This is a genomic window from Microbacterium sp. BE35 (assembly GCF_031457705.1).
Taxonomy (GTDB): Bacteria; Actinomycetota; Actinomycetes; order Actinomycetales; family Microbacteriaceae; genus Microbacterium; species Microbacterium trichothecenolyticum.
Genome location: NZ_JAVDXD010000001.1, coordinates 464,598 through 487,832 on the forward strand (window position 1 = coordinate 464,598; position 23,235 = coordinate 487,832).

General features: G+C 70.5%; 17 protein-coding genes. 6 read left to right on the forward strand and 11 right to left on the reverse strand.

All coding sequences use genetic code 11. The annotated features are described in order from the left end of the window. The first annotated feature begins 63 nt into the window (after positions 1 to 63). Positions 64 to 840: a coenzyme F420-0:L-glutamate ligase gene (cofE, locus tag J2Y46_RS02015; protein ID WP_310239871.1), complete on the forward strand. Its 777-nt coding sequence runs from the start codon at positions 64 to 66 to the stop codon at positions 838 to 840. A gap of 127 nt (positions 841 to 967) precedes the next feature. On the opposite strand, the gene J2Y46_RS02020 is transcribed toward cofE, so the two are convergent. Genes J2Y46_RS02020 through J2Y46_RS02030 form a run of 3 tightly spaced genes read right to left on the reverse strand, consistent with a single transcriptional unit; the run spans position 968 to position 3,782 of the window. After that, the gene (locus J2Y46_RS02020) at positions 968 to 1,822 is read right to left on the reverse strand and encodes a hypothetical protein (protein ID WP_310239873.1); all 855 of its coding nucleotides are present in this window, start codon (positions 1,820 to 1,822) and stop codon (positions 968 to 970) included. After that, complete coding sequence (locus J2Y46_RS02025) at positions 1,819 to 2,529, reverse strand: response regulator transcription factor (RefSeq protein WP_045299704.1); 711 nt, start codon at positions 2,527 to 2,529, stop codon at positions 1,819 to 1,821. Before J2Y46_RS02025 ends, J2Y46_RS02020 begins: the two co-directional genes overlap by 4 nt. Beyond that, positions 2,517 to 3,782, reverse strand: coding sequence for a histidine kinase (locus J2Y46_RS02030; RefSeq protein WP_310239875.1), 1,266 nt, complete (start codon positions 3,780 to 3,782; stop codon positions 2,517 to 2,519). Before J2Y46_RS02030 ends, J2Y46_RS02025 begins: the two co-directional genes overlap by 13 nt. A gap of 219 nt (positions 3,783 to 4,001) precedes the next feature. On the opposite strand from J2Y46_RS02030, the gene J2Y46_RS02035 reads away from it, so the two are divergent. After that, positions 4,002 to 4,682, forward strand: a complete 681-nt coding sequence (locus J2Y46_RS02035; protein ID WP_052676814.1) for a pentapeptide repeat-containing protein — start codon at positions 4,002 to 4,004, stop codon at positions 4,680 to 4,682. A gap of 10 nt (positions 4,683 to 4,692) precedes the next feature. Here the strand turns inward: J2Y46_RS02035 and J2Y46_RS02040 are convergent, their stop codons facing one another. Genes J2Y46_RS02040 through J2Y46_RS02050 form a run of 3 tightly spaced genes read right to left on the reverse strand, consistent with a single transcriptional unit; the run spans position 4,693 to position 8,113 of the window. After that, complete coding sequence (locus J2Y46_RS02040) at positions 4,693 to 6,354, reverse strand: cytochrome b/b6 domain-containing protein (RefSeq protein WP_045299699.1); 1,662 nt, start codon at positions 6,352 to 6,354, stop codon at positions 4,693 to 4,695. 6 nt (positions 6,355 to 6,360) lie between these two features. Continuing rightward, positions 6,361 to 7,326: an electron transfer flavoprotein subunit alpha/FixB family protein gene (locus tag J2Y46_RS02045; protein ID WP_310239879.1), complete on the reverse strand. Its 966-nt coding sequence runs from the start codon at positions 7,324 to 7,326 to the stop codon at positions 6,361 to 6,363. A 10-nt stretch (positions 7,327 to 7,336) separates the two neighbouring features. Then, a complete protein-coding gene (locus J2Y46_RS02050; protein WP_310239880.1) occupies positions 7,337 to 8,113 on the reverse strand; it encodes an electron transfer flavoprotein subunit beta/FixA family protein in 777 nt (258 codons plus the stop codon). Between the two features lie 180 nt (positions 8,114 to 8,293). Between J2Y46_RS02050 and J2Y46_RS02055 the strand changes: the two genes are divergently transcribed. Continuing rightward, positions 8,294 to 8,830: a MarR family winged helix-turn-helix transcriptional regulator gene (locus J2Y46_RS02055; protein ID WP_045299693.1), complete on the forward strand. Its 537-nt coding sequence runs from the start codon at positions 8,294 to 8,296 to the stop codon at positions 8,828 to 8,830. Between the two features lie 5 nt (positions 8,831 to 8,835). On the opposite strand, the gene J2Y46_RS02060 is transcribed toward J2Y46_RS02055, so the two are convergent. From J2Y46_RS02060 to J2Y46_RS02070, 3 genes are all read right to left on the reverse strand, one after another. Next, positions 8,836 to 9,627 carry an enoyl-CoA hydratase-related protein gene (locus tag J2Y46_RS02060; protein WP_310239882.1) on the reverse strand — a complete coding sequence of 264 codons (792 nt, stop codon included), beginning with the start codon at positions 9,625 to 9,627 and terminating at the stop codon, positions 8,836 to 8,838. A gap of 161 nt (positions 9,628 to 9,788) precedes the next feature. Beyond that, positions 9,789 to 10,688, reverse strand: coding sequence for a 3-hydroxyisobutyrate dehydrogenase (gene mmsB, locus J2Y46_RS02065; RefSeq protein ID WP_045299689.1), 900 nt, complete (start codon positions 10,686 to 10,688; stop codon positions 9,789 to 9,791). A gap of 25 nt (positions 10,689 to 10,713) precedes the next feature. Continuing rightward, positions 10,714 to 11,886, reverse strand: a complete 1,173-nt coding sequence (locus J2Y46_RS02070) for an acyl-CoA dehydrogenase family protein (RefSeq protein WP_045299687.1) — start codon at positions 11,884 to 11,886, stop codon at positions 10,714 to 10,716. Positions 11,887 to 12,096: 210 nt separating this feature from the next. Here J2Y46_RS02070 and J2Y46_RS02075 point away from each other — a divergent pair, with 210 nt between their 5' ends. Continuing rightward, a complete protein-coding gene (locus J2Y46_RS02075) occupies positions 12,097 to 15,930 on the forward strand; it encodes a choice-of-anchor I family protein (protein ID WP_310239886.1) in 3,834 nt (1,277 codons plus the stop codon). 52 nt (positions 15,931 to 15,982) lie between these two features. On the opposite strand, the gene J2Y46_RS02080 is transcribed toward J2Y46_RS02075, so the two are convergent. Then, complete coding sequence (locus J2Y46_RS02080; RefSeq protein WP_045299682.1) at positions 15,983 to 16,315, reverse strand: YciI family protein; 333 nt, start codon at positions 16,313 to 16,315, stop codon at positions 15,983 to 15,985. A gap of 203 nt (positions 16,316 to 16,518) precedes the next feature. On the opposite strand from J2Y46_RS02080, the gene J2Y46_RS02085 reads away from it, so the two are divergent. Next, on the forward strand, positions 16,519 to 16,698 hold the full coding sequence (locus J2Y46_RS02085; protein ID WP_045299680.1) for a hypothetical protein: 180 nt from the start codon (positions 16,519 to 16,521) through the stop codon (positions 16,696 to 16,698). A gap of 39 nt (positions 16,699 to 16,737) precedes the next feature. After that, entirely contained in the window at positions 16,738 to 17,109 is a 372-nt protein-coding gene (locus J2Y46_RS02090) for a VOC family protein (protein WP_045299678.1), read from the forward strand. A 47-nt stretch (positions 17,110 to 17,156) separates the two neighbouring features. On the opposite strand, the gene pulA is transcribed toward J2Y46_RS02090, so the two are convergent. Next, the gene (gene pulA, locus J2Y46_RS02095; protein ID WP_310239888.1) at positions 17,157 to 23,171 is read right to left on the reverse strand and encodes a pullulanase-type alpha-1,6-glucosidase; all 6,015 of its coding nucleotides are present in this window, start codon (positions 23,169 to 23,171) and stop codon (positions 17,157 to 17,159) included. Positions 23,172 to 23,235: the final 64 nt, after the last annotated feature.

Below are 23,235 nucleotides of genomic sequence, written 5' to 3' on the forward strand. Positions count from 1 at the left end.
CACGCCCCTTCGGCGTTTCCGGCGGCGGAGCCGGAGCGCCCGCGCATCCGGAAGACTGGACCCATGCCGCCTCGCACCGCGCTCACCGTCTGGCCCCTGGAGGGCATCCCCGAGATCGAGGCGGGCGCCGACCTCGTCGATGTCATCGCCCGCGCGGCGGGCGACGAGCTCGCGGACGGCGACATCCTCGTGGTGACCTCGAAGATCGTCTCGAAGGCGGAGGGGCGCTTCGTCGTCGCCGACGACCGCGAAGACGCGATCACGTCCGAGACTGTGCGGGTCGTGGCATCGCGCACCACCCCCAACGGCTCCACGACCCGCATCGTCGAGAACCGCCTCGGCATGGTCTCGGCCGCGGCCGGCGTCGATGCGTCCAACACCCCCGAGGGCACGGTGCTCCTGCTGCCCGTAGACCCCGACGCCTCCGCACGCGCGATCGCCGCGGGTCTTCGGGAGCGGCTCGGCGCAGAGGTCGGCGTCATCGTGTCGGACACGCTCGGCCGCGCCTGGCGCGAGGGACAGACCGACCACGCGATCGGCGCGGGCGGCGTGCACGTCTTCGAGGACCTCCGCGGGGGCACGGATGCCGAGGGCCGCCCCCTCGTCGTCACCATGCCGTGCGTCGGGGACGAGCTCGCGGCGGCGACGGACCTCGTCAAGGGCAAGGCGACCCGGCGCCCCGTCGCCGTGGTGCGCGGACGCGCCGACCTCGTCGGCGCCCTGGATCTTCCCGGCGCCCGCTCGATCGTGCGCCCGCTCGAGAAGGACATGTTCCGCCTCGGCACCGACGAGGCCTACGCCGAGGGATTCGCCGCGGGCGCAGCATCCGTGTCGACCTGACCCGCCGGTGCAACACCACCCGATGGTCCTGCCTCTCACCTCTTGGTCCGCTGGCGAGGGGCCCGAAGACGCGGACCGGCCCGCCGCCGCGGTGCCGCGACGGCGGGCCGGAAACGGATGCTGCGGCTCAGCGCCCGGACTTCAGCACGGCCTGGCCGGCAGAGACCTGCACGTCGATCGTGCGGGACGCGCCGGGCGTCGAGCCGATGCTGTTGTCGAACTGGCCGGCCGAGACCTCCGAGCGCACGTCGTACTCGCCCTCGGGCACCGTGAGCCGCAGCGAACCGGCGCTCACGTCGAGCTCGATCGCATCCGGCGCAGCGCCGGTCAGCGTCGCGTCGAGGGAGCCCGCGCTCACGGTCAGGTCGGCCTCGCGCACGCCGTCGAGCTCGACGGTGCCGCGTCCTGCGCTGACATCGGCGCTGAGCGAGTCAGCCGAGCCCGACACGTCGAATGAGCCGGCCGCGAGCGAGAGGTCCAGCTCGCCGAACTCGCCGTCCGTCACGAATTCGCCTGCCGCGAGCGAGATGTCGGCGTCCAGTCCCTCCAGCGACGCAGGCAGGCGCAGCACGGCATCCGCTCCCCCGTCGCCGAACCATCCGCGCCAGCCGAACCAGTCGCGGTCCGGCGACGAGACCTGCAGCGTGTCGCCGTCGCGCTCGAGCCGCCAATCACCGGCGCCCCACGAGCTCGTCACCTCGAGTTCGGCCTCCCCGACGTCGGAGAACTCGACGCGCAGCGTGCCGGCGGCGGCGTCGACGTCGAGCGCCTCGATCCCGGCGGCGTCGACCGTTCGGGTCGAGGTGTGGACCGATGCCGAGGCGATGGTGCCGACGGCGGCCGAGGTCGCCGCGCCCAGGAGCACGATGCCGCCCAGCACGATCACGACGATCGCGACGGCGCGCGATCCTCCGGAGGACGGCCGCGGCGGTTCGGCGGGGCTGTCGGGCACCACGGGCGGAGGGGTCAGGGTCGTGCTCATCGGTTCGTTCCTGTCTGCGGCCCACGGCCGCTCGGTGTCGTCGGAGCCGGCGGCGTCGGGCCGCCGTGCTCGAGGTGGGCGATCGCGGCGAGCACGCGCCGGTTGCCCGATTCGTCGGGTTCGAGGTCCAGCTTCTGGAAGACCGCGGTGATGTGCTTCTCGACACTGCCCTCGGTGACGTGCAGCGTCTTCGCGATGGCCTGGTTGGAGCGCCCCTCGGCGATGAGCGCGAGCACAGAGGACTCGCGTTCGGTGAGGCGCAGCATCCGTTCGTCCCTCGTCCTGCGGCTGAGCAGCTGTGCGACCACTTCGGGGTCGAGGACCGTGGCACCCGCCGCGATGCGCTCGATCGCCTCGAGGAAGTCGGTGACGTCGGCCACGCGGTCCTTGAGGAGGTAGCCGAGCGCTCCGCCGCTGGACGAGATGAGGTCGGCGGCGTACCGCTCCTCGACGTACTGCGAGAGCACGAGCACCGCGAGCTGAGGCAGGCGTGCCCGCAGCGACAGGGCGGCGCGGATGCCCTCGTCCACCCAGGTCGGCGGCAGCCGCACGTCGAGGATGCACAGGTCGGGCGCCGTCGTGTCGACGGTCTCGTCGAGCCGCGAGGCGTCGGGGAGGGCGCCGACCACCTCGTGGCCGGCGTCTTCGAGCACCCGCACCAGGCCGGCGCGCAGCAGCGCCGAGTCCTCGCAGATCAGGATGCGCACGGGATGCTCACCTCCACGCTCGTCGGTCCACCGGCGGGGCTGTCGATGCGCGCCTCGCCGCCGGCCGCGAGCACGCGGTTGACGATGCCGTCGAGACCGCCGCCGGGGATGACCCGCGCGCCGCCCACGCCGTTGTCTTCGACGCGGGCCCACAGCGTTCCGGGCTCGCGCAGTCGCGCGACCACGCGCACCTCGGTCGCCCGCGAGTGCTTGGCGGCGTTGGTGAGGGCCTCCGCGATCACGAAGTACGCCGCCGCCTCGGTGTCACGGCTGCACCGGCCGTCGAGGCGGACGTCGGTGTGCACCGGCACGACCGAACGGGCGACGAGCGCCGAGATGGCGGCGTCGAGTCCGCGATCGTCGAGGACGGACGTGTGGATGCCCCGGGCCAGCTGCCGGAGTTCCGTGATGGCCGCCTTGGTCGAGGTGTGCGCCTCGGTGATGAGGGCCTTCGCAGCCTCGGGATCGGCGTCGATCTTCTGCTGCGCGAGCCCGAGGGTCATGCCGACCGAGACGAGCCGCGGCTGGACGCCGTCGTGGAGGTCGCGCTCGATGCGGGTGCGCTCGACGTCGGCGGCGCGGACTGCGCCCGCGTGCTGCTGGCTCGACATGCGAGCCGCGGCGGCGAGCTGCGCCTCGCGCGACGGGACCATGATCGCCCGCGCGATGATGCCGTGGAGCACGCCGAGCCCGATGAGCGCGGCGGCCGAGAAGAGCGCTGCGAAGATGCCCACGGGTACCGCCCACGCGAGCGGCACCTCGATCCCGGTGCGCGCGAGCCGCACGGCGCTCGCGTCGGCGAACAGCGGCGCGAACACGAGAACGGCGCCCGAGACCAGGAGTCCGGCGAGGGCCACGACGACCCACCCGAGGATCGTCGCGATCGCGAGGTTCGCGATCGCGCGCCACGTGCCGGGGTCGATGGCCTGCATCCAGATCGTGCGCAGGAGCCCGCCGAATCCGGGCCGGCCGCTGGTCCGCGGACGCAGCCGCGCAAGCCCGAACCGGTACAGCCCGTCGACGCGCTCGGTCTCGAGCCAGCCGAGGGCGAAGAGCACGTAGACGAGCCCGACGAGGAGGACGAGGCCGATGCCGAGCACGAACACGAGGCCGATGCCGACGCCGAGCAGCGTGAAGAGGAGGGAGAAGGCCGCGGCGCCGAGGACGCCGAGGGCCGCGAGCTGCGCGATGGCGCCCGCCACCTGGGCGGGCCGCGTCACCGGGCGGACGGGAGGAGAGTCCGAGGAGGTCATGTCACCAAAGTTAGGCGCGCGCGCCGCGCCGCGCGCCGGTGCCATCCGCACACTTCGCTTCGGGTTATCCCCCCTCCCGGCCGCAGCCGTCACCCGAGTTCGGGGCGCAGGGCGCGCATTCGGGGCGTGCGGCATGCGCCCCGAACCCACGCGGCGCGCCCCGAACCCAGAAGGACGGGTGACATGCCGGCGTCGGCGGCTCGGGCTAAGGTTGCGGCGATGCCAGCTGCAAGATCGCGCAAGACCCAGGGCACCCAGCCGCCTTCGTTCGACTTCGACGAGTCGTCGCTGGGCGCGCTCGACGCCGGCGACGACGCGATGCTCGACGCCGGGCGCCTCGACGGCGTCGCGTACTCGGGTATCGCCCGTGACACCTGGCAGCTCGAGTCCGGCGCCACTGTCGAGGCCTGCCGGTTCGACGGGCTCGACCTCGGAACGTGGGCGCTGCGCGGTGCCCACCTCGTCGAGTCCGTGTTCGCTGGCGCGAACGTGCCCACGGTGTCGGCCGCGCGCGGCGGCTGGCGCGATGTCGAGCTCCGCGACAGCCGGTTCGGCTCGGTCGAGGCCTACGACGTCGCCTGGCGCGGCATCCGTTTCAGTCGCTGCAAGCTCGGCTACGTGAACCTCCGCGGGGCCGAGCTGCTCGACGTCGCCTTCGTCGACTGCACCATCGACGAGATCGACCTGTTGGATGCCTCGGCCCGCCGTGTCGCGTTCGACGGCGCCCGCATCGGCACGCTGAACGCCGGCGGCGCCCGGCTCACCGACGTCGACCTGCGCGGGGCCGACCTCAGTCAGGTCGTCGGGATGGAGGGCCTCCGCGGCGCGACGATCTCGCCGGAGCAGCTGCAGCTCATGGCAGCGGCCCTCGCGGACCTCGCCGGCATCGTCGTCGAGTAGGCCGGTTGCGTCAGCGGCCGGAGACCTTGCCGAACAGGCGGGCGATCGGCGCCAGCACGAGCGGCCGCGCGGCGATCCAGGCTGCGGCGATCACGGCGAGCGACAGGGCGAAGAACCAGAACCCGGTCCAGTTGTCGGCGTACGCGTTCGGGTCGACCGAGCCCTGCGCCGCGTACATGTGGTTGAGGTTGCGCAACGCCCCGGTCGCGAACACGAGGAACACGTGCACTGCGATGAACACGACGAAGTAGAGCATCACCGGGAAGTGCACGGCGCGCGCCCACTCCACCGGGTACGCCTTGTTCAGCCCGGCCGCGTTCTTCGGCCAGACGTGGCTCATCCGGACCCCCGTCGCGATCGCGAGGGGTGCCGCGAGGAACACGGTGGCGAAGTAGGCCAGCTGCTGCAGCGAGTTGTAGTTCACCCAGCCGTTCTCGGTGGGCCAGTCCAGCGATACATACTGCAGAGCCGCCGACACCGCGTTCGGGAACACCTCCCACGACGTGGGCACGATCTTCATCCACTGGCCGGTCACGAACAGCAGCACCACGAAGATCACGCCGTTGACGATCCACAGGATGTCGAGCGACTGGTGGAACCACAGGTTCAGGCTCATCTTGCGCCGGCCGTTGCTGCGCGGCGACCAGAACACGCTCGGCCGCTTCTCGGTGCGCACCTGCAGGCCGGTGCGGATGATCAGCACCATCAGGAACACATTGAAGAAGTGCTGCCACCCGAGCCACGCCGGGATGCCGACCGGCGCTCCCTCGGGCAGGTGATACTCGCCCGGGTACGCCGCGAGGAAGTCCATGCCCCACGACGTCGACAGCAGCCAGCGCACGGCGAGCACGGCCATGCCGGCCGCGTACAGCAGTCCGGCGCCGCCGACGACGACCGCGCCGGCCCACTGGCCGCGGGTGAACGGACCGATCCGCTTCGGCTCCGCCTTGGCCGCCGGATGCGCCTTGGCGGTGGCACCGGCCCACACCGTGCGACGGAACGGCAACGGCTCCGACAGCGAGACGCCGGTGGCGGTGGTGCGCGCTGCGGGGGCAGGAGTTTCGGACACCGTTGCTGCCACCCCGGAAGCGACGGCCGCCGACGCTTCGTGGACCGATGGGGGCTCGGCATCCGTCACCGGTGCCGCGGTCGCGGTCGGCGCGTACCCGGCCGGCGGCCACGGCTCGCCGCCCGCGACGCGGGGCAGACCGCGCCGCAGCGCCTTGGCACCGTCGCCGGATGCGGTCGGAGCTGATCCCGGTGCGGCAGCGCGCGGGGTGGCCGGGGCTCGCTGCGGCACCGCCGTCGAGTCGGCCTCCTGCTGTTCCGCAGTCACTTCTGGTGCGTGATCCGTCTCGGCACCCGCCGCAAGCGACTGCGGAACCACAGGCGCTTCCCCGGCGGGCGGCCAGGGCTCGCCGCCGGGCACGCGCGGCAGACCCCGGCGCAGCGTGACCGCACTCCGTGGTTCCGCAGTCACCTTCGGCGCGGCATCCTCCTGCGCACCCGCCACAACCGACTGCGGAACCGGATGATCGCCGGCGGCGGGGCCCTCGGCTGCCGGCACGGCGCCGTCGCCGTTGGTGGCGGGCGCGGCGCCGGCGGGCGGCCAGGGCTCGCCGCCAGGCGTGCGCGGGAGGCCGCGGCGCACCGTGGAACCGAACGTCGCCATGCCGGGTTACGCCCTCTTCGCCTCGAGCGCGGCGATCAGCTGCGGCACGACCGTGAACAGGTCGCCGACCACACCGAAGTCCGCGATCTCGAAGATCGGGGCGTCGGCGTCCTTGTTGATCGCGACGATCGTCTTGGCCGTCTGCATACCGGCCTTGTGCTGGATCGCACCCGAGATGCCGAGGGCCACATACAGCTGCGGCGACACCGACACACCGGTCTGCCCCACCTGGTACGAATACGGCACGTACCCGGCGTCCACCGCGGCCCGCGACGCGCCGATCGCGGCCCCGAGTGCGTCGGCGAGCTGCTCCACGAGGGCGAACTTCTCACCGGAGCCGAGTCCGCGTCCACCGGAGACGACCTTCGCCGCACCACGCAGCTCCGGACGCGACGACGACACCACGGCCTCATCAACTGAGGTCACGGTCGCGGCCCGACGCCCGGAGGCGCGGACCTCGAGCGGCTCCGCCTCGACTCCGGCGACCGCGTCGGCGCGGGCATCCACCGAGCCCTGCCGGATCGTGATCACCGGCGCACCCCACGTGACGGCCGAGTCGACGTTGTAGGCACCGCCGTACACCGAGTGGTGCGCGACCACGCCCTCCGCATCACGGGATACGCCGACCGCGTCGACCGCCACCGCCGAGCGGGTGCGGGCGGCGTACCGGCCGGCGACCTCGCGGCCCTCCACCGAGTTCGCCACCAGGATCGCGTCGGGCCGCACCAGGTCGGCGGCCTCCGTCAGCGCGTCCACCCGCGGGACCGACAGGCCCTCGCCGGCCGGCGCGACCAGCACCGACGCGGCGCCGAGGGCCGCAGCATCCGCCGCCAGCGCGGCGTCGCCCACGATCACCGCGACCGGCGTGCCCACCGTCGCGGCAGCCCCCAGCAGCTCGGCAGCCGTCTTGGCGAGCCCGCCCGACGGCGTGGTGTCGAGGAGGACCAGGATCGAGTCATCTGCAAACGTCATCGGAGCACCCTCACGCGAGCCGGTTCTGGATGAGGAAGTCCGCGAGCTTCTGGCCGGCATCCCCCTCGTCGACGATCTTCACGCCGGCCTCACGCGGCGGCTTCTCACTGAGCGAGATCACGATCGACCGTGACGCATCCGGATCGTGCGGGTCGATCTCGAGCTCGGCGAGCGACAGGGTCTCGAACGGCTTCTTCTTGGCCGCCATGATTCCCTTGAAGTTGGGAAAGCGCGCGTCGGGCAGCGCCTCGGTGATCGAGATCACCGCCGGCAGCGCCGCCGTCACCTGCAGCGTCGCTCCATCGGAGGCGCGCGTGCCGACCACCTCGCCCTCGCCGATCTCCACCGCGCTCAGGTACGTCGCGGACGGCACATCGAGGATCTCGGCCACCATCGCCGGGATCATCCCGCCCACCCCGTCGGTCGACAGGTTGCCGCCGATCACCAGGTCGAACCCGGTGCGCTGCAGCGCGGCCGCGAGCACCTCGGCGGTGAGCCCCAGGTCGGCTCCGAGCAGGCCCTCGTCGACCACCTGCACGGCCGACGCGGCACCCATCGCGAGCCCCTTGCGCACCGTCGCCGCCGCCGATTCCGGCGCCATCGACAGGACGACCACCTCGGTGCCCGGCGTCTTGTCCGCGTACGACAGGGCCACCTCCAGCGCCCGCTCACCGATCTCGTCGAGCACCGTCTCGCTCGCGCCACGATCGGCCAAGCCGGTCTCCAGCGACAGCCTGCGATCCCCATAGGTATCCGGGACTTCCTTGACCAGGACGACGATCTTCATACGATCTCCTCACGCTGGGCACGAGTCTATGGCTCGCGCCGCAATGTACCCAATCCCGCGAAATGAACCGGCGATGACCGACTCGCGACCTGCCGTGTGTATACATAAGCCGCCGTTTCGAGGCATCCGGGTGTCCGTGACAACCCGGTCGACCGGTACGGTGGGGACGAGGAGGTCGACATGGCAGCACCCAGGCGTCTTCCGGTCGACCCGATCGCCGAAGCCAAGCGCCAGTGGATCGCCCATGGCTGGGAGAACGCGGCCGCGGGCATGACCGCCGTGACCTCGATCATCCGCGCGCAGCAGCTCCTGTTCGCGCGCATCGACACCGCTCTGAGGCCGTTCGGCCTGTCGTTCGCCCGGTACGAGATGCTGCGCCTGCTCGGTTTCACGAGAGAGGGACGGATGCCGATGGCCAGTGCCATCGCCCGCCTGCAGGTGCACCCGACCAGCGTCACGAACACGGTCGACCGACTGGCCCGCGACGGGCTCGTCTCGCGAGAGCCGCACCCAGCTGACGGCCGTGCGGCGATGCTCGTGCTGACGGACACCGGGCGCGAGCTCGTGGAGCGTGCGACCACGGCCCTCAACACCGAAGTCTTCGAGGATCCGGGCCTCACCGACGCCGACACGACCGAGCTCGTGCGCATCATCGCGCGCTTCCGCAAGGACGCCGGCGACTTCACCGAGCCGAGACCCCAGCCTGACCCCCTCTGACCCGGTCAGCGGCCCTTGAATTCCGGAGCGCGCTTCTCGCGGAAGGCGGCCATGCCCTCCTTCTGGTCGGCGGTGTCGAAGAGGCTCGCGAACACGTGCTTCTCGAGGCGCAGGCCCTCGGCCATCGGGGTCTCCAGCGCGGCGTCCAGCACAGCCTTCGCGGCGTACAGCGACGGGAGGCTCTTCGACGCGATCGCCTCGGCCGTCTTCTGCGCCTCGGCGAGCAGGTCGGCCGCGGGCACGACGCGCGAGGCGAGTCCCGACCGCTCGGCTTCCGCAGCATCCATCATGCGTCCCGTGAGGATGAGCTCGGCGGCCTTGTAGTAGCCGACCGCACGGATGAGGCGCTGCGAGCCGCCCATGCCGGGGATCACGCCGAGGTTGATCTCGGGCTGCCCGAACTTCGCGGTGTCGGCGGCGAGGATGATGTCGCACATCATCGCGAGCTCGCAGCCGCCGCCGAGCGCGTAGCCCGACACGGCCGCAATGACAGGGGTGCGGACGGCGGCGAACTGCGTCCAGCCGCCGAAGTGGTCGCCCATCAGCATCTCGAGCCCGTTCTTGGACTCCATCTCCTTGATGTCGGCGCCGGCCGCGAACGCCCGCTCCGAGCCTGTCACGACGATCGCGCCGATCCCCTCATCGGCATCGAAGACGGATGCCGCGGCCACGACGTCGCGGCACACCTGCGAGTTCAGCGCGTTGAGCGCCTCCGGCCGGTTGAGGGTGATCCACCCCACCCTCCCGCGAGTCTCGACCAGGATCGTCTCGTACTCGGTCGCCTGGTCCTCGGTCATCTCTGCTCCTTCGGTTGAGTCGTCCTGATCGTAAAGCCTCGGCTCCGCAGTCACTTCCGGTCGGTGTCCTGTGGACTCCGACGCACAAGCCGACTGCGGAGCGGAGAGACGCACTCGCTCCGCAGTCGGTTGTTGCTCGGGCTCGGGGGGGGGCGGGGGGGTCAGTCTGAGAACTCGCGGATCGAGTTGATGATGCCGGAGAAGTCCTGGCCCGCGCCGGGGCCGTCCGCGTAGTGGGCGTAGATCTCGCGCGCGAGCATGCCCATGCGGGCATCCACTCCTGTGAGCTGGATCGCCTGCTCGGCCAGACCCAGGTCCTTGTTCATGAGGGCTCCTGCGAATCCGGGCCGGTAGTCGCGATTCGCCGGACTCGTCGGCACCGGCCCCGGCACGGGGCAGTTCGTCGTCAGCGCCCAGCACTGGCCCGACGCGTTCGAGGCCACGTCGAACAGTGCCTGGTGCGAGAGCCCCAGTCGCTCGCCCAGCACGAACGCCTCGGCCACCGCGATCTGCGACACCGCGAGGATCATGTTGTTGCAGACCTTCGCGGCCTGGCCGAGCCCGGCGCCGCCGCAGTGCACGACGCGACGGCCCATCGCCTCCAGGAGCGGCCGGGCGGCGTCGAAGTCGTCGTCCGTGCCGCCGACCATGAACGCGAGCGTGGCGTTCTCGGCTCCGACCACCCCGCCCGACACCGGGGCGTCGAGCGAGCGGTGCCCGGCCGCCTCGGCGAGCGCGTGCGCGGCGCGCGCCTCGTCGACGGCGATCGTCGAGCAGTCGATGAACAGCGCTCCGGATGCCGCGACGTCGAGGAGCCCCTGAGCTCCGCCGGAACCCCGATAGGCCTCGAGCACCTGCGTGCCGGTCTGGAACATCGTGATGACGACGTCCGCGGCGGTGGCGGCATCCGTTCCCGAATCCCCGACGATCAGCCCCGCCTCTCGCGCCGCGTCGACCGCGGCGGGGAAGACGTCGAAGCCGACCACCTCGTGTCCGCTGCCGGCGAGATTCCGCGCCATGGGCAGGCCCATATGACCGAGCCCCAGGAATGCGACCTTCATGTCGGACCTCCTCGTCCTGAGAGCGTCAGTGCGCGAGCAGCTGGCGGCCGATGATCACGCGCATGATCTCGTTGGTCCCCTCCAGGATCTGATGCACACGCAGATCGCGCACCACCTTCTCGATCCCGTACTCGTGGAGGTAACCGTAGCCGCCGTGCAGCTGCAGCGCCTGGTTCGCGACGGTGAAGCCCGCGTCGGTGGCGAACCGCTTGGCCATCGCGCACTGCATGGATGCGTCGGGGGCCTTCGCGTCGACCGCCGCGGCGGCGTCGCGAACGAGCGCGCGCGCCGCGCGCAGCTCTGTGGCCATGTCGGCGAGGGCGAACACGACAGCCTGCTTCTCGGCGAGCGGCTCGCCGAAGGTGAAGCGCTCGTGCACGTACTTCACCGCGCGGTCGAGGGCCCACTGCGCGCCGCCCAGCGAGCACGCGGCGATGTTGATGCGGCCCCCGTCGAGCGCCGACATCGCGATCTTGAAACCCTGACCCTCGCCGCCGAGGATGTTCGCGACGGGCACGCGCACCTCGTCGAGGATCACCTGCCGCGTCGGCTGGGCGTTCCAGCCCATCTTGTGCTCGAGCTGCCCGAACGACAGCCCGGGGGCGTCGGCCGGCACGAGGAACGCGGTGATGCCGCGGGCGCCGGCGTCGGCATCGGTGCGGGCCATGACGATGTAGACGGATGCCTCGCCCCCGCCGGAGATGAACTGCTTGACTCCGGTCAGCACGTACTCGTCGCCGGACCGGATCGCGCTCGTCGCGATGGCGGCGGCATCGGATCCTGCACCCGGCTCGGTGAGGCAGTAGCTGCCGAAGCCCTGCATCGACGTCAGGAGTGCAAGCCACTCATGGCGCTGGGCATCGGTGCCGTACGTGTCGATCATCCACGCCACCATGTTGTGGATCGAGATGTAGGCGGCGATGGCGGGGTCGCCCTTCGCCAGCTCCTCGAAGATCGCGGCCGCGTCGGAGCGCGTGAGGCCCGACCCGCCGACGTCCTCGCGGACGTAGATGCCGCCCAGGCCGAGCTCGCCGCCGAGCTGCAGCGTCTCGCGGGGGAAGTGCGATGCCCTGTCCCACTCCAGCGCGTGCGGCGCGAGTTCGGACTGTGCGAAATCGCGCACGGCTTCGATGATGGCTGCGCGCTCGTCTTCGCTGATGGCGACGGGAGCGAGCACGGGGACAGGGGTGGCGTCCATTACGTCTCTCCGGTGAGTCAGGGTGACGGCTTCGTCACGACTTCCAGAATACTAGGACATCCATGTACTTGCTCGGTAATCCGTGCAACCGACTCGTCTTGTGCTGTTCACCCCGGGGTCACCTTCGCTAGAGAGGCTCGAACCGATTCGGTCTGGACGCTGGGTTCCATTCCGTGTCGCACCCGTCACCCCCTTTTCATGAGGACACGCATGCCTTCGCATCTCTTCCGCCGCGCCGTCGCGTTCACCGCGACGACCGCGGCCGTCTGCGCGCTCGCGCTGACCAGCAGCACCGCGGCATCCGCCGCGCTCGTTCCGGATTACTTCAGCGACTCCGCCCCGAACGCCGCACTCGCTCTGACCCCGCTCGGCACGCACGAGGCCGGCGTCTACGCGGAGTCCGCCGCCGAGATCGTCCAGGCCTACCGCGACCGCCTGTTCGTGGTCAACGCGCAGGCCGGCACCGTGGTCGTGCTCGACAACACCGACCCCGAGCACCCGGCCGAGCTGTTCTCGATCGCCTCGACGGGCGTCGCGAACTCGCTCGCCGTCCGCGACGACGGTCTCGGCGTGGTCGCGTTCGAGGCGGAGACCAAGACCGACAAGGGCCACCTCCTGTTCTTCGACGCGAACGAGGACTCTGCCGAAGCGGCGGTGCTCGGAGAGGTCGAGGTCGGGGCCCTTCCCGACATGGTCACCGTCTCGAAGGACGGCAAGTACGCGGTCGTGGCGAACGAGGGTGAGCCCGCCGACGACTTCTCGCTCGACCCCGAGGGCTCGGTCAGCGTCGTGACGCTTCCGGCCGGCGTCGCCGCTCCGGCCCAGAGTGCGGTCAAGACCGCCGGCTTCGGCGCCTTCGAGGCGGGTGGCGCGAAGACGCTCGCCCCCGAGGTGCGCGTGTTCGGCCCCGACGTCGCGGCACCCGACCAGGGCGACAAGCCGCTCACGGCCAACCGCGTGAGCCGCAACCTCGAGCCGGAGTACATCACGGTCGACGGCACCACCGCCTACGCGGCACTGCAGGAGGCCAACGCGATCGCCGTCATCGACCTCACCAAGCCCGAGGTCACCTCGATCCTCCCGCTCGGGTACAAGGACTACGGCACCCCGGGCAACGGTCTCGACGCGAGCGACCGCGACCCGCAGGGCGCTCCGACCGTCAACATCAAGACGTACCCCGGCCTCAAGGGCCTGTACATGCCCGACGGCATCCAGTCGTTCCAGGCGACCGTCGGAGGCAAGACCGCGACGTACCTCGTCACGGCGAACGAGGGCGATGCGCGCGAGTGGGGTGTGGAGGGCACCGACTCCTACTTCATCGACGAGGCCCGCGTCAAGGACCTCGGCAAGGACGGCCTCGCCGGCATCTGCGCGACCGGTCCGCTCTCGGAGATCGCGAACATCCAGAAGGACGACGTCCTCGGTCGCCTCAAGGTGGTCACCGATCTCGGCAAGGCCGAAGGCGCCGACTGCTACAGCGAGCTGTACGCCTACGGCGGTCGCTCGTTCTCGATCTGGGACACCACGGGCGACCTCGTGTTCGATTCGGGCGACGACTTCGAGCAGATCACGTCGCAGATCCCGGGCCTGGTGTTCAACGCGAGCAATGACAACAACACCAGCAACGACCGCAGCGACGACAAGGGCCCGGAGCCCGAGAACGTCACGATCGGCGTCGTCGGCGGCAAGACCTACGCCTTCGTCGGCCTCGAGCGCGTCGGCGGCGTGATGGTCTACGACATCACCGATCCCGCGGCGGCGCAGTTCGTCACGTACGTCAACAACCGCGACTACACGCAGGACGTGAAGACCGCCGCGGCCGGCGATCTCGGCCCTGAGGGCATCCAGTTCATCTCCGCACTGCGTTCGTCGACGGGCACCCCGCAGCTCGTCGTGGGCAGCGAGGTCTCGGGCACCACCACCGTGTGGGACGTCGAGCAGCTCACCGCCTCGCAGCCCGACGTGCGCGTGCTGACGATCAACGACTTCCACGGTCGCCTCGTGCAGGAGACCGGCGGAGTCGCGGGTGCGGCGGTTCTCGCGGGTGCGGTCGACAAGTACCGTCAGCAGAACCCGAACACGCTGTTCGTCTCGGCCGGCGACAACATCGGCGCCTCGGCGTTCGAGTCGTTCATCGACGACGACGACCCGACGATCGATGCGCTCGTCGCCGCCGGTCTCGACGCCAGCGCGGTCGGAAACCACGAGTTCGACCAGGGCTTCGACGATCTGGTGAACGACGTGATCCCGAGCTTCGAAAGCGACGAGCACGCTGACGCGATGAGCGATTTCGCCCTCGGCGCCAACGTCTTCGTGAAGGGCACCGACGAGCATGCTCTGCAGCCGTACACGATCAAGACGGTCAACGCCACGAAGATCGCGTTCGTCGGCGTCGTCACGACGCAGACGGCCGGCATGGTGAGCCCCGACGGCATCGCCGGCATCGAGTTCCGCGACCTGGTCGACTCGGCCAACGACGCGGCCGCGGACGCGGTGGCCGAAGGCGCCGACGTCGTCATCCTGCTCGCCCACGAGGGCGCCGCGAGCTCGGCGATCGAGGCCAGCCAGTCGGGCGACGCGTTCGGCGACCTGGTCGAGAACGCGTCGGACGACATCGACGCCATCGTGTCGGCGCACACGCACCAACGGTACGCGCACGAGATCGGCGGCCGCCCGGTCATCCAGGCGCACCAGTACGGCACCGCGCTCGGCACGCTCGACATCGAGCTGACGGAGACCGGCGAGCTCGAGTCGATCACCGGCGGCACCGTGTCGCTGTACGACTCGGTCGTGAGCCAGCACGTGGCGTATCCGCAGACCGAGACGACGTCGATCGTCGACGAGGCCGTGAAGGTCGCGAACGAGAAGGGTCAGGTACAGGTCGGTTCGATCACGGCCGACATCCTCCGCGGCAAGACCTCGACCGGCAGCGAGGACCGCGGCGCGCACTCCACACTCGGCAACACCGTCGCCGACGTCTACCTGTGGGCGACGAGCACGAACCCCGGCTACGGCGGTCAGGACGCGCAGATCGCATTCATGAACCCGGGCGGGCTGCGCAATGACCTGCTGTTCGGCGACGACAACGGCGCGATGTCGTACCGCGAGGTCGCGAACGTCCAGCCGTTCGGCAACACCCTGGTCACGCTCGACCTGACCGGCGCGCAGATCAAGGAGATCCTCGAGCAGCAGTGGCAGCCCGACGGCGCCTCGCGCCAGAAGCTCGCCCTCGGTGTCTCGAAGGGCTTCACCTTCGAGTACGACCCGGCGGCCGCCCGCGGTGCGCACGTCGTGTCGATGCAGTACCAGGGGGATGAAGTCGACCCGACCGACACCTTCCGCGTCGTGACGAACTCGTTCCTCTCGGCCGGTGGCGACAACTTCTTCTCCTTCGCCGACGGTGAGAACGTGCTCGACTCGGGCCAGATCGACCTGCAGGCGACGGTGGACTTCTTCGCCGCCGCCGGCGGACCGGTCGCGCCGTCGCCCGCGAACCGCGCGTACCTGATCGGTGAGCACCCCCCGGTCGAGGGCACCGACCCCGGCACCGATCCCGGCACGGGCCCGGGCACCGATCCCGGCACCACCCCGCCCACGCCCGTGAACCCCGGCGGCAACCCGCCGGCGGCAGGCGTGCAGCGCGGCGGTGACTGGGCGCAGGTCGATGTGGGCTCCGGCCGTGTCGAGCGGGGCGGCACGCTGCGCGTCGCACTCTCGGGCCTCGAGCCGAATCAGACGGTGGCCGCGACGCTGTTCAGCGACCCTGTCGTAGTGTCGGGCATCCCGGCCGCCGACGCGCAGGGCCGTCTGAGCTTCACGGTCGCGATCCCGTCGGACATCGCGCTCGGCGACCATCGCCTGGTGATCACGTCAGCGGGTCTCGACCCGATCGAGGTGGGTGTCACGGTCGTGGCTCCCGGTGCCCTCGCCGCCACCGGCTCGGAGTTCCCATGGGGCATCGCCGCCGGGGGCGCAGCGCTGCTGATGGTCGCAGGCTCCGCGCTCTTCGTGATCCGCAAGCGTCGCGACAGCACCGCGGGCTGACACACCGCATCCGAGGCGGCCCCCACCCTCTGGTGGGGGCCGCCTCTTCGCGTCACTGGTCCCAGACCATGAACGGGCGCAGCTCCAGCTGGCCGTTTCGTGCCATCGGATGCCGGGACGCGATCTCGATCGCCTCCTCCAGGTCCTCCACCTCGAGGATGTCGAAGCCGCAGATGACCTCGGCCGTCTCGACGTACGGACCGCGGCTGGTGAGCACCTTCCCGCCGCGCACCTTCACCACCGTGGAGTCGGCCTGCGGCGCGAGCACCTCCCCGATGACGCGCTTGCCGCTGGCGTCGAGCGGGTCGACCCACAGGTCGACATCGGACTCGTCGGTCTCGGCATCGGGCTCGAGCGACGTGACGACGAACATCATGTACTTCATGGGGTGATCCTTCCGGTTGTGGGCGGCCGTCCGCCAGCCTCACTCCGGTCGTCGCACGACCGACGGCGATCTCGACAATCACCCGAGGAGTTTTCCGACGCCTCTTCGTCCCCCTCCCCGGTGCGGGAGATCATCCTCCGGGTGGACCCGGATGAGACTCGGGGTGGACGCGGCGCCGCGACCCGTTCCGTAGCGTCGAAGGCATGGTCAGCACCACATCCACCGTCCCGGTCACCCGCCACCGCGAGCTGTCCACCGCCGCCGCACTGCTCCTCACGATCGGCGGCAACATCGTCGTCGTGACGATCGCCGCGATCGGAGTCGCAGGCGTCGCCGCAGCCGCCGTCGCCGTGTTCGGCCCGCAGCTGATGGAGCTGCTCTAGCTCTGTCGCCCCGCCGGGGCATCGCGCTAGCCTGCCGGAATGAGTGAGCGCGCCGTCCCGATCCTCCTCAGCCGCGACCTCGCCGAGACACTGTCGTTCTTCGAGCGGCTCGGGTTCGAGAACCGCGGCGCCCCGCCTGAGCAGTGGCAGTACCTGATCATCGGGCGCGGCGCGATCGAGCTGCATTTCACGGAGGATCCGACGGTCGACCCGCTGTCCACTGCGTCGATGTGCTACCTCTACGTCGACGACGCCCGGCAGCTCCACGCCGAATGGGCCGACCGCGTGGAGCCCGATCCACCTTCGGGCAGCCGCATCGTCGCGCCGGTCGACACCGACTACGGCATGTGCGAGTTCGCCGTCGTCGACCGCAATGGGAACCTGCTGCGCATCGGCTCACTGCTCCAGTGAGCCCGCGTCGGCTCCGCCGGGTGGGATGCGCCCACCCGGCGGAATCGTCAATACACGAGCACCGGGACGGGGATCGCCGCCCGCGAGTCCTCGTAGTCGCCGGCACCGGCGAACGCGGTGCGGAGGAGGTGGACGCCCCGACTCGAGAGCTTCACGTCGACCGCGACCTTGCCCTTCGCTGCCGCGGTGAGCTCGACGCTCGCCACGACCTTGCCGTTGTCGGTGACGGTCACCGTGCCGACCGGCGCGGACCCGTCGGCGGCGGTGACCTTGCCCGCCACGGTCACGCCGCCGCCCGCCTTGACCAGCAGCTTCGTCGGCGCGACGAGCGTCGTCGTAGCGATCGGCTCGCGGTCCACCAGCACCACCGCGGACCGCGCGGGCACCGTCACGGTCCCGGTCGAGGCATCCCACGTGGTCGTCTTCACGACCGCATCCGAGCCGTTCGCGAGCGCGGGCGTCAGCGAGAACGACCGGCCCGCCAGCGACGAGATCGTCTGGGTCGTCGGCTCGACTCCCGCGTTGAACACCACCAGCGCGCCCTCGAGCTCGGGGTCGACGTCCTCCCCGACGAGGTCGTCGATGAGCATCGTGAGCACGCCGGGTGCAGCATCCGGCCCGCTGTTCGGGAACATGACCTTCTCGCCGATCAGCTCGGCAGACCCGAGACGCAGCAGCCCCACCTCTTCACGCACGCGGAGCAGATCTAGAGCGGATGCCTCGGCCGTGGCGATGTCGGACGCGGCCGGCTTGTTCGCCGGGTTCGCGAGCAGGGGCTTCTTGATCGCCCACGACGTCTCGTTGTCGGCCGCCCGCGGCAGACCCGACCCGAAGGTCGACTCCTGGCCGGTCCAGTCGATCCGGTTGAACCAGTCGCCCGAGTTGTAGCTGTTGCGGTCGAGTGACTTGGAGCGCAGCAGCTCGGTGCCGGCGTGCCAGAACGACGGGGTCTGCGCGAACGCCGTGGTCGCGAGCGACAGCGTGTTCATGCGGACGCGATCGGCCATCGTCGTGTCGGCCGGCAGCTTCAGCACCGACAGGTCGTACAGCGTCTCGTTGTCGTGCGCGTCGACGTACGTGATGATCTCGTCGGGCTGGTCGGCGTATCCGGCCGGCGAGCCGCGGTAGTCGAGCTCGTCGCCCGCCTTCACGGCACCCGTGTGATCGGTCAGCGTGTAGTCGCGGAGGTTGCCCGCGAGGCCCAGCTTCACGAGGTCGGTCTGGTGCGCGAGGTCCGCGAGGGCCTGCTCGGTCGTGCCGTTGATCGGCGCGCCGTTGGGGTCGGTGCCGAGGCCGGTGCCGAAGCCCTGCTGCTGGATCGTCTCGCCGGCGACGGGGCTGCCGCCGTGGACGGCGTCGCGCAGCCGGTCGCTGAACGTGCCGATGCCGGTGCCGCCGAGCTGACCCTGCGTGGCCTGCTCGAAGAGGGCGTCGTTCGCGACCTCGCCGAAGTTCCAGCCCTCGCCATAGAGGTAGATCGCCTTGCCGTCGACGCCGTCGTTCTTGAGCGTCAGCTCGTCGAGCGCCGCGCGGATCGCGAGCATGTTCTCCTTCGAGTGGTGGCCCATGAGGTCGAAGCGGAAACCGTCGACCTTGTAGTCGCGGGCCCACGTCACGACCGAGTCGACCATGAGCTTCTGAGCGACCTCGTGCTCGGTCGCCACGTTCTGGCAGCACGTCGAGGTCTCGACGCCGCCCGCGGGGTTGAGCCGCTGGTAGTACCCGGGCACGACCTGGTCGAGCACCGACGTCGGCGCCTGTCCCGAGGCCGACGTGTGGTTGAACACCTGGTCGAGCACGACCTGCAGGCCCATGCCGTGGAGCGCGCCGACCATCTCACGGAACTCGCCCACGCGCGCGCCGCCCTCGGGGTCGACGGCGTACGAGCCTTCGGGCGTCGTGTAGTGGAACGGGTCGTAGCCCCAGTTGAAGCCGTCGGCGTCGACGATCTTCTCGACGCACGCCTGCTGCTCGGTGCTGTCGGCCGCGTACGACGCGAGGTCGCAGTCGGGCACGGCCTGCCGCGAGCGGTCCTCCTCGATCGTCGCGATGTCGAAGGTCGGCAGCAGGTGCACCGTGTTGATGCCGGCGTCGGCGAGCTGGCGGAGCTGCTTCGTGCCCGCACTGTCACGGGTGAAGGCACGATACGTGCCGCGTTCGGCCTCCGGCACCGACTCGTCGGCGATCGAGAAGTCGCGCACGTGCAGCTCGTAGATCGCGCGGTCGACCGGGCGGTCGATCACGGGCGCCTTCGTCTTCTCCCAGCTCTTCGGGCGCCAGTCCTTGTCGTCGAGATCGATCGCGACGGAGCGCTCGGAGTTCGTCGTGAGCGCGACGGAGTACGGGTCGGTGACGTCGTTCGTCTCGATCGCACCGGTGGTCGGGGCGTAGACGACGACCTCCCACAGGTACTCGTCGCCCTTCAGCGACTTCGCACCCGCGACGGTCCAGATCCCGGATGCCGCATCCCACGTCGCCTCATGGCGCACGGGGTCGCCGTCAGTGCCGGCGTCCCACGTGAGCAGCGTCGCGCTCTGCGCGGTCGGCGCCCACAGCCGGAACGTGGGCTTCTTGCCCTGGAACGTCACGCCGAGGTCGGTGTCGGCCACCGCGTCGGCGTACAGGTCGTCGAGCACACCCGGGATCTGCACCCCGGTGAATCCCGAGAGCACGCCCTCGGCATCGCGTTGCGACACCGCCAGCTGTCCTCGGACGAGGGCCGAGGCATCCGTTCCCTCCGGCACACGGAGTGCGACGAAGCTCGCGAGAGCCGGGAACTCGGCCTTCTGTTCGGCGGTCAGGCCGCCCTCGATCACCGTGAGGTCGATGGCGTCGCCGCCCGTGATCTCGCCGTCCGCGAGGACCACAGAGGCGGGGGCCGAGGCATGCAGCTGCCACGAGGCGTCGGCGGGGACGGCGCCGAGGTCGGCCGGCCACGCGATCGTGCGAGCGTCGATCCAGTGCGCGCGCTGCTCTCCCACGCCGGCCAGCGGCGGGTCGGTGACCTCGATCTCGAGCACGTGGGTGGCGAGGGTGTAGCGGAAGACGATCAGCTTGCCGTCGCTCGCGCTGAACGAGTAGTTCGCGCCGCCCGGGGCTCCTCCCACGCCGTAGTTCTCGGTCCAGCTGAGGCCGTGCGCGACCTTGATCTCATACGCACCCGCGGGGATCTCGTCGGTCGAGAACTCGTAGACGCCGTCCTTGTCGCCGTCGGCCATGAGGGTCGCGAGGCAGTCGGGCGCCCAGTCGCCGGCGCAGCCCAGCTCGCTCTGCGCCGAGCCCGGCAGCGTGATGATGGGGCCTTCGACCGTCGACTGCACGATGTTCGAGCGCGGGTCGAAGTAGAACGTGATCGGGCCGCCGGCGTGCGAGACCGTGACGTTCCCGCCGCCCGGGACGCCGTTCGCACCGTAATTGAGGTCCCACGTGCCGTTGATCGCAACCTTGTACTCGTAGTCGCCGGCGGGCAGGTCGAAGGTGCCGGACCAGATGCCGTCGGCGCGGAGCGTGAGCTTCGCCGCCTCGCATCCGGGGGTCCAGTCGCCGGCGCAGCCCATCTCGGAGTTGAGGCTTCCGGGCACGGTCACCATGTCGATCGGCGACTCGGGCTCATCCACCTCAGCGAGCGACACGGCGTTGCCCACCGACGCGTAGGTCGAGGCGGCGGCGTGGTGCCCGGCGGCGTCGGTCGTGACCGCGCGGTACTCGACGAGCGTGCCGTTCGCGAGGCCCTTCACCGTGTGGAAGACGCGCGGGTCGGTGTCTTCGGCGGTGCCGAGCGCGTGCCACTGGTCGGACCCGGCGACGCGCCACGAGAAGCTCGTCTCCTGCCACGTCGCGTCGTCCACGTCGGCGCTGACGGCGACCGAGCCCGTGAGAGCGGCACCGGCGCTCGGCGCGCTCACCGAGATGGCCAGGGGTGCCTCAGGAGCCGACACCGTCGTCCCGGCTCGGTAGACGACCGCCGACAGGGCCGGGACGGTGACGGGAGCCTGCGCTGAGGCATCCGTCGACACCGACGCGTCGGCGCCGTACACCGGAGCGAACGACGCGTTCGCAGTGAGCGTCGGGATGGTCACCGTCTTGGCGGCCGTCGTGTTGTTGAGCGCGACCAGGTATTCGACCTTCTCGTCGCGGTCGACGCGCGAGAAGGCGTACACGCCGGCGCCGCTCTCGGCGTAGCGCTCGATCTGCGCGCCCGTGACCAGGGCCGGGTGAGCCTCGCGCAGCGCGGCGAGGTCGGCGATGCGCTCGTAGACCGGTGCGGCCGTGTCGTAGCGGTCGACCGATCCGGCAGTGGTGCCGTCGATCAGCTTCTGGTTCTGGTACTCCGCCACCTCTGTCGCGAAGAGCGTCTGGCGCGCGTCCTTGTCGCCGCCGGCGCCCGCGAAGCCCTGCTCGTCGCCGTAGTACACGACGGGCTGTCCGCGACCGAGGAACATCAGGTCGTGCGCGAGCAGGTCGCGCTCGAGCGCGTTCGGCGTGGACTGCAGCATGTAGCCGACCCGGCCCATGTCGTGGTTGCCGAGGAAGGTCGGCAGCGCCGTCGCCGACGTGTCGGTCGTCGTGTACCAGTCGTCGCCCGCGTACAGGGACTGCAGTCCCTTGGCGCTGTTGCCCGCGGCGTAGCTGACCGCCGACGACTGGAAGGTGAAGTCGAGCACCGAGTTCATGTCGGTGTCGCGGACGTACGGCGACAGCTTCACCGGGTCGGCGTCGTAGACCTCGCCGAACATGAAGAAGTCGTCCTTGCCGAGCGAGTGCGCGTAGTCGAGCACCTGGGTGGTCCAGGTCTGCCAGAACTCGAAGTTCACGTGCTTGGCGGTGTCGATGCGGAAACCGTCGATACCGAGGTCGATCCACTTCTGGTAGACGTCCACGAACCCGTTCACGACGGTGGGGTGCTCGGTCATCAGGTCGTCGAGCCCCGAGAAGTCGCCGTACGTGACCGACTCGCCCGACCAGGTCGAGTCGCCGCGGTTGTGGTAGAGCGTCGGGTCGTTGAGCCACGCCGGCACCTTCGCGGTCGCGTCGTTCACGACGGGCGTGTAGGGGAACGAGGTCGCGGCGTCCAGCTCCGGGAAGGTGTCGGTGCCCGCGTAGTCGGCCGGGTCGAACGGCGTGCCCGAGTCGTCCTTGTACGGGCTCGTCGCCTGGTCGATGTACGAGTACTGCCCCTGCGTGTTCGAGATCAGGTCGGCCGTGTGGTTGGTGATGATGTCGAAGTAGACCTTGATGCCCTTGGCATGCGCTTCGGCGATGAGCGCCTCGAGCTCGGCGTTCGTGCCGAGGTGCGGATCGATCTGCGTGAAGTCGGTGATCCAGTACCCGTGGTAGCCGGCGCTCGCGTTCGCGCCCTCGCCCTGCACGGGGTTGTTCTTGAAGCTCGGGGTCAGCCAGATCGCGGTCGTGCCGAGGCCGTCGATGTAGTCGAGCTTCTCGCGCAGGCCCGCGATGTCGCCGCCGTTGTAGAAGCCCTTGTCGGTCGGGTCGAAGCCGGTGGTGAGGCGGTCGCCGGTGAGTCCGCCCTGGTCGTTCGCGGTGTCGCCGTTCGCGAAGCGGTCGGTCATCACGAAGTAGAACTGCTCCTGGCTTCCCGGCTGTCGCACCGGTGCGGCGACGAGCGCGTCGTCGTCTGCTGAGTACCCGGCACGCAGGCTCTTCGCCTCGAGGCCGACGCGGTGGGTGTTGTCGTCGAACACGAATCGCAGCGTCGACGGGCCGCCGATCGTCAGCGGGATGTTGTCGCCCCCGCCGCCCAGTCCGTACGACTCGTCCCACGCGTCGTTGACGGCCACTTTGTACTCGTACGAGCCGGCCGGCACGTCGAACTCGGCCGCGTAGACGCCCGCGGTGTCGGTGGCGGTGAGTTCGGTCGCCGCGCAGTCGGGCTTCCAGTCGTCGGCGCATCCGAGTTCGGACTGCAGGCTGCCGACGAGCGCGAACGTGCGCTCGGCGGCGGCCGCGGGCGCGATGGCGACCACTCCCCCCGTCAATATGAGCGCCGCCGCGGCAAGGCTGGCGGTGAGGATGCGGGCACGTCCTGAGGTCGACTTCGACACGGGAGCTCCTGGGGTGGGGCGGTGGGCACGCCGACGTGCCCGCGGTGCAGTTGTGCGGCCGACA

Bases quoted from the DNA above. Each gene is read 5' to 3' on its own strand.
- J2Y46_RS02090 (WP_045299678.1), top strand. From the start codon at position 16,738: ATGAGTGAGCGCGCCGTCCCGATCCTCCTCAGCCGCGACCTCGCCGAG.
- J2Y46_RS02060 (WP_310239882.1), bottom strand. From the start codon at position 9,627: ATGACCGAGGACCAGGCGACCGAGTACGAGACGATCCTGGTCGAGACT.
- J2Y46_RS02055 (WP_045299693.1), top strand. From the start codon at position 8,294: ATGGCAGCACCCAGGCGTCTTCCGGTCGACCCGATCGCCGAAGCCAAG.
- J2Y46_RS02045 (WP_310239879.1), bottom strand. From the start codon at position 7,326: ATGACGTTTGCAGATGACTCGATCCTGGTCCTCCTCGACACCACGCCG.
- J2Y46_RS02050 (WP_310239880.1), bottom strand. From the start codon at position 8,113: ATGAAGATCGTCGTCCTGGTCAAGGAAGTCCCGGATACCTATGGGGAT.
- J2Y46_RS02040 (WP_045299699.1), bottom strand. From the start codon at position 6,354: ATGGCGACGTTCGGTTCCACGGTGCGCCGCGGCCTCCCGCGCACGCCT.
- J2Y46_RS02035 (WP_052676814.1), top strand. From the start codon at position 4,002: ATGCCAGCTGCAAGATCGCGCAAGACCCAGGGCACCCAGCCGCCTTCG.
- mmsB (WP_045299689.1), bottom strand. From the start codon at position 10,688: ATGAAGGTCGCATTCCTGGGGCTCGGTCATATGGGCCTGCCCATGGCG.
- J2Y46_RS02075 (WP_310239886.1), top strand. From the start codon at position 12,097: ATGCCTTCGCATCTCTTCCGCCGCGCCGTCGCGTTCACCGCGACGACC.
- J2Y46_RS02080 (WP_045299682.1), bottom strand. From the start codon at position 16,315: ATGAAGTACATGATGTTCGTCGTCACGTCGCTCGAGCCCGATGCCGAG.
- J2Y46_RS02030 (WP_310239875.1), bottom strand. From the start codon at position 3,782: ATGACCTCCTCGGACTCTCCTCCCGTCCGCCCGGTGACGCGGCCCGCC.
- J2Y46_RS02070 (WP_045299687.1), bottom strand. From the start codon at position 11,886: ATGGACGCCACCCCTGTCCCCGTGCTCGCTCCCGTCGCCATCAGCGAA.
- J2Y46_RS02020 (WP_310239873.1), bottom strand. From the start codon at position 1,822: ATGAGCACGACCCTGACCCCTCCGCCCGTGGTGCCCGACAGCCCCGCC.
- cofE (WP_310239871.1), top strand. From the start codon at position 64: ATGCCGCCTCGCACCGCGCTCACCGTCTGGCCCCTGGAGGGCATCCCC.
- J2Y46_RS02085 (WP_045299680.1), top strand. From the start codon at position 16,519: ATGGTCAGCACCACATCCACCGTCCCGGTCACCCGCCACCGCGAGCTG.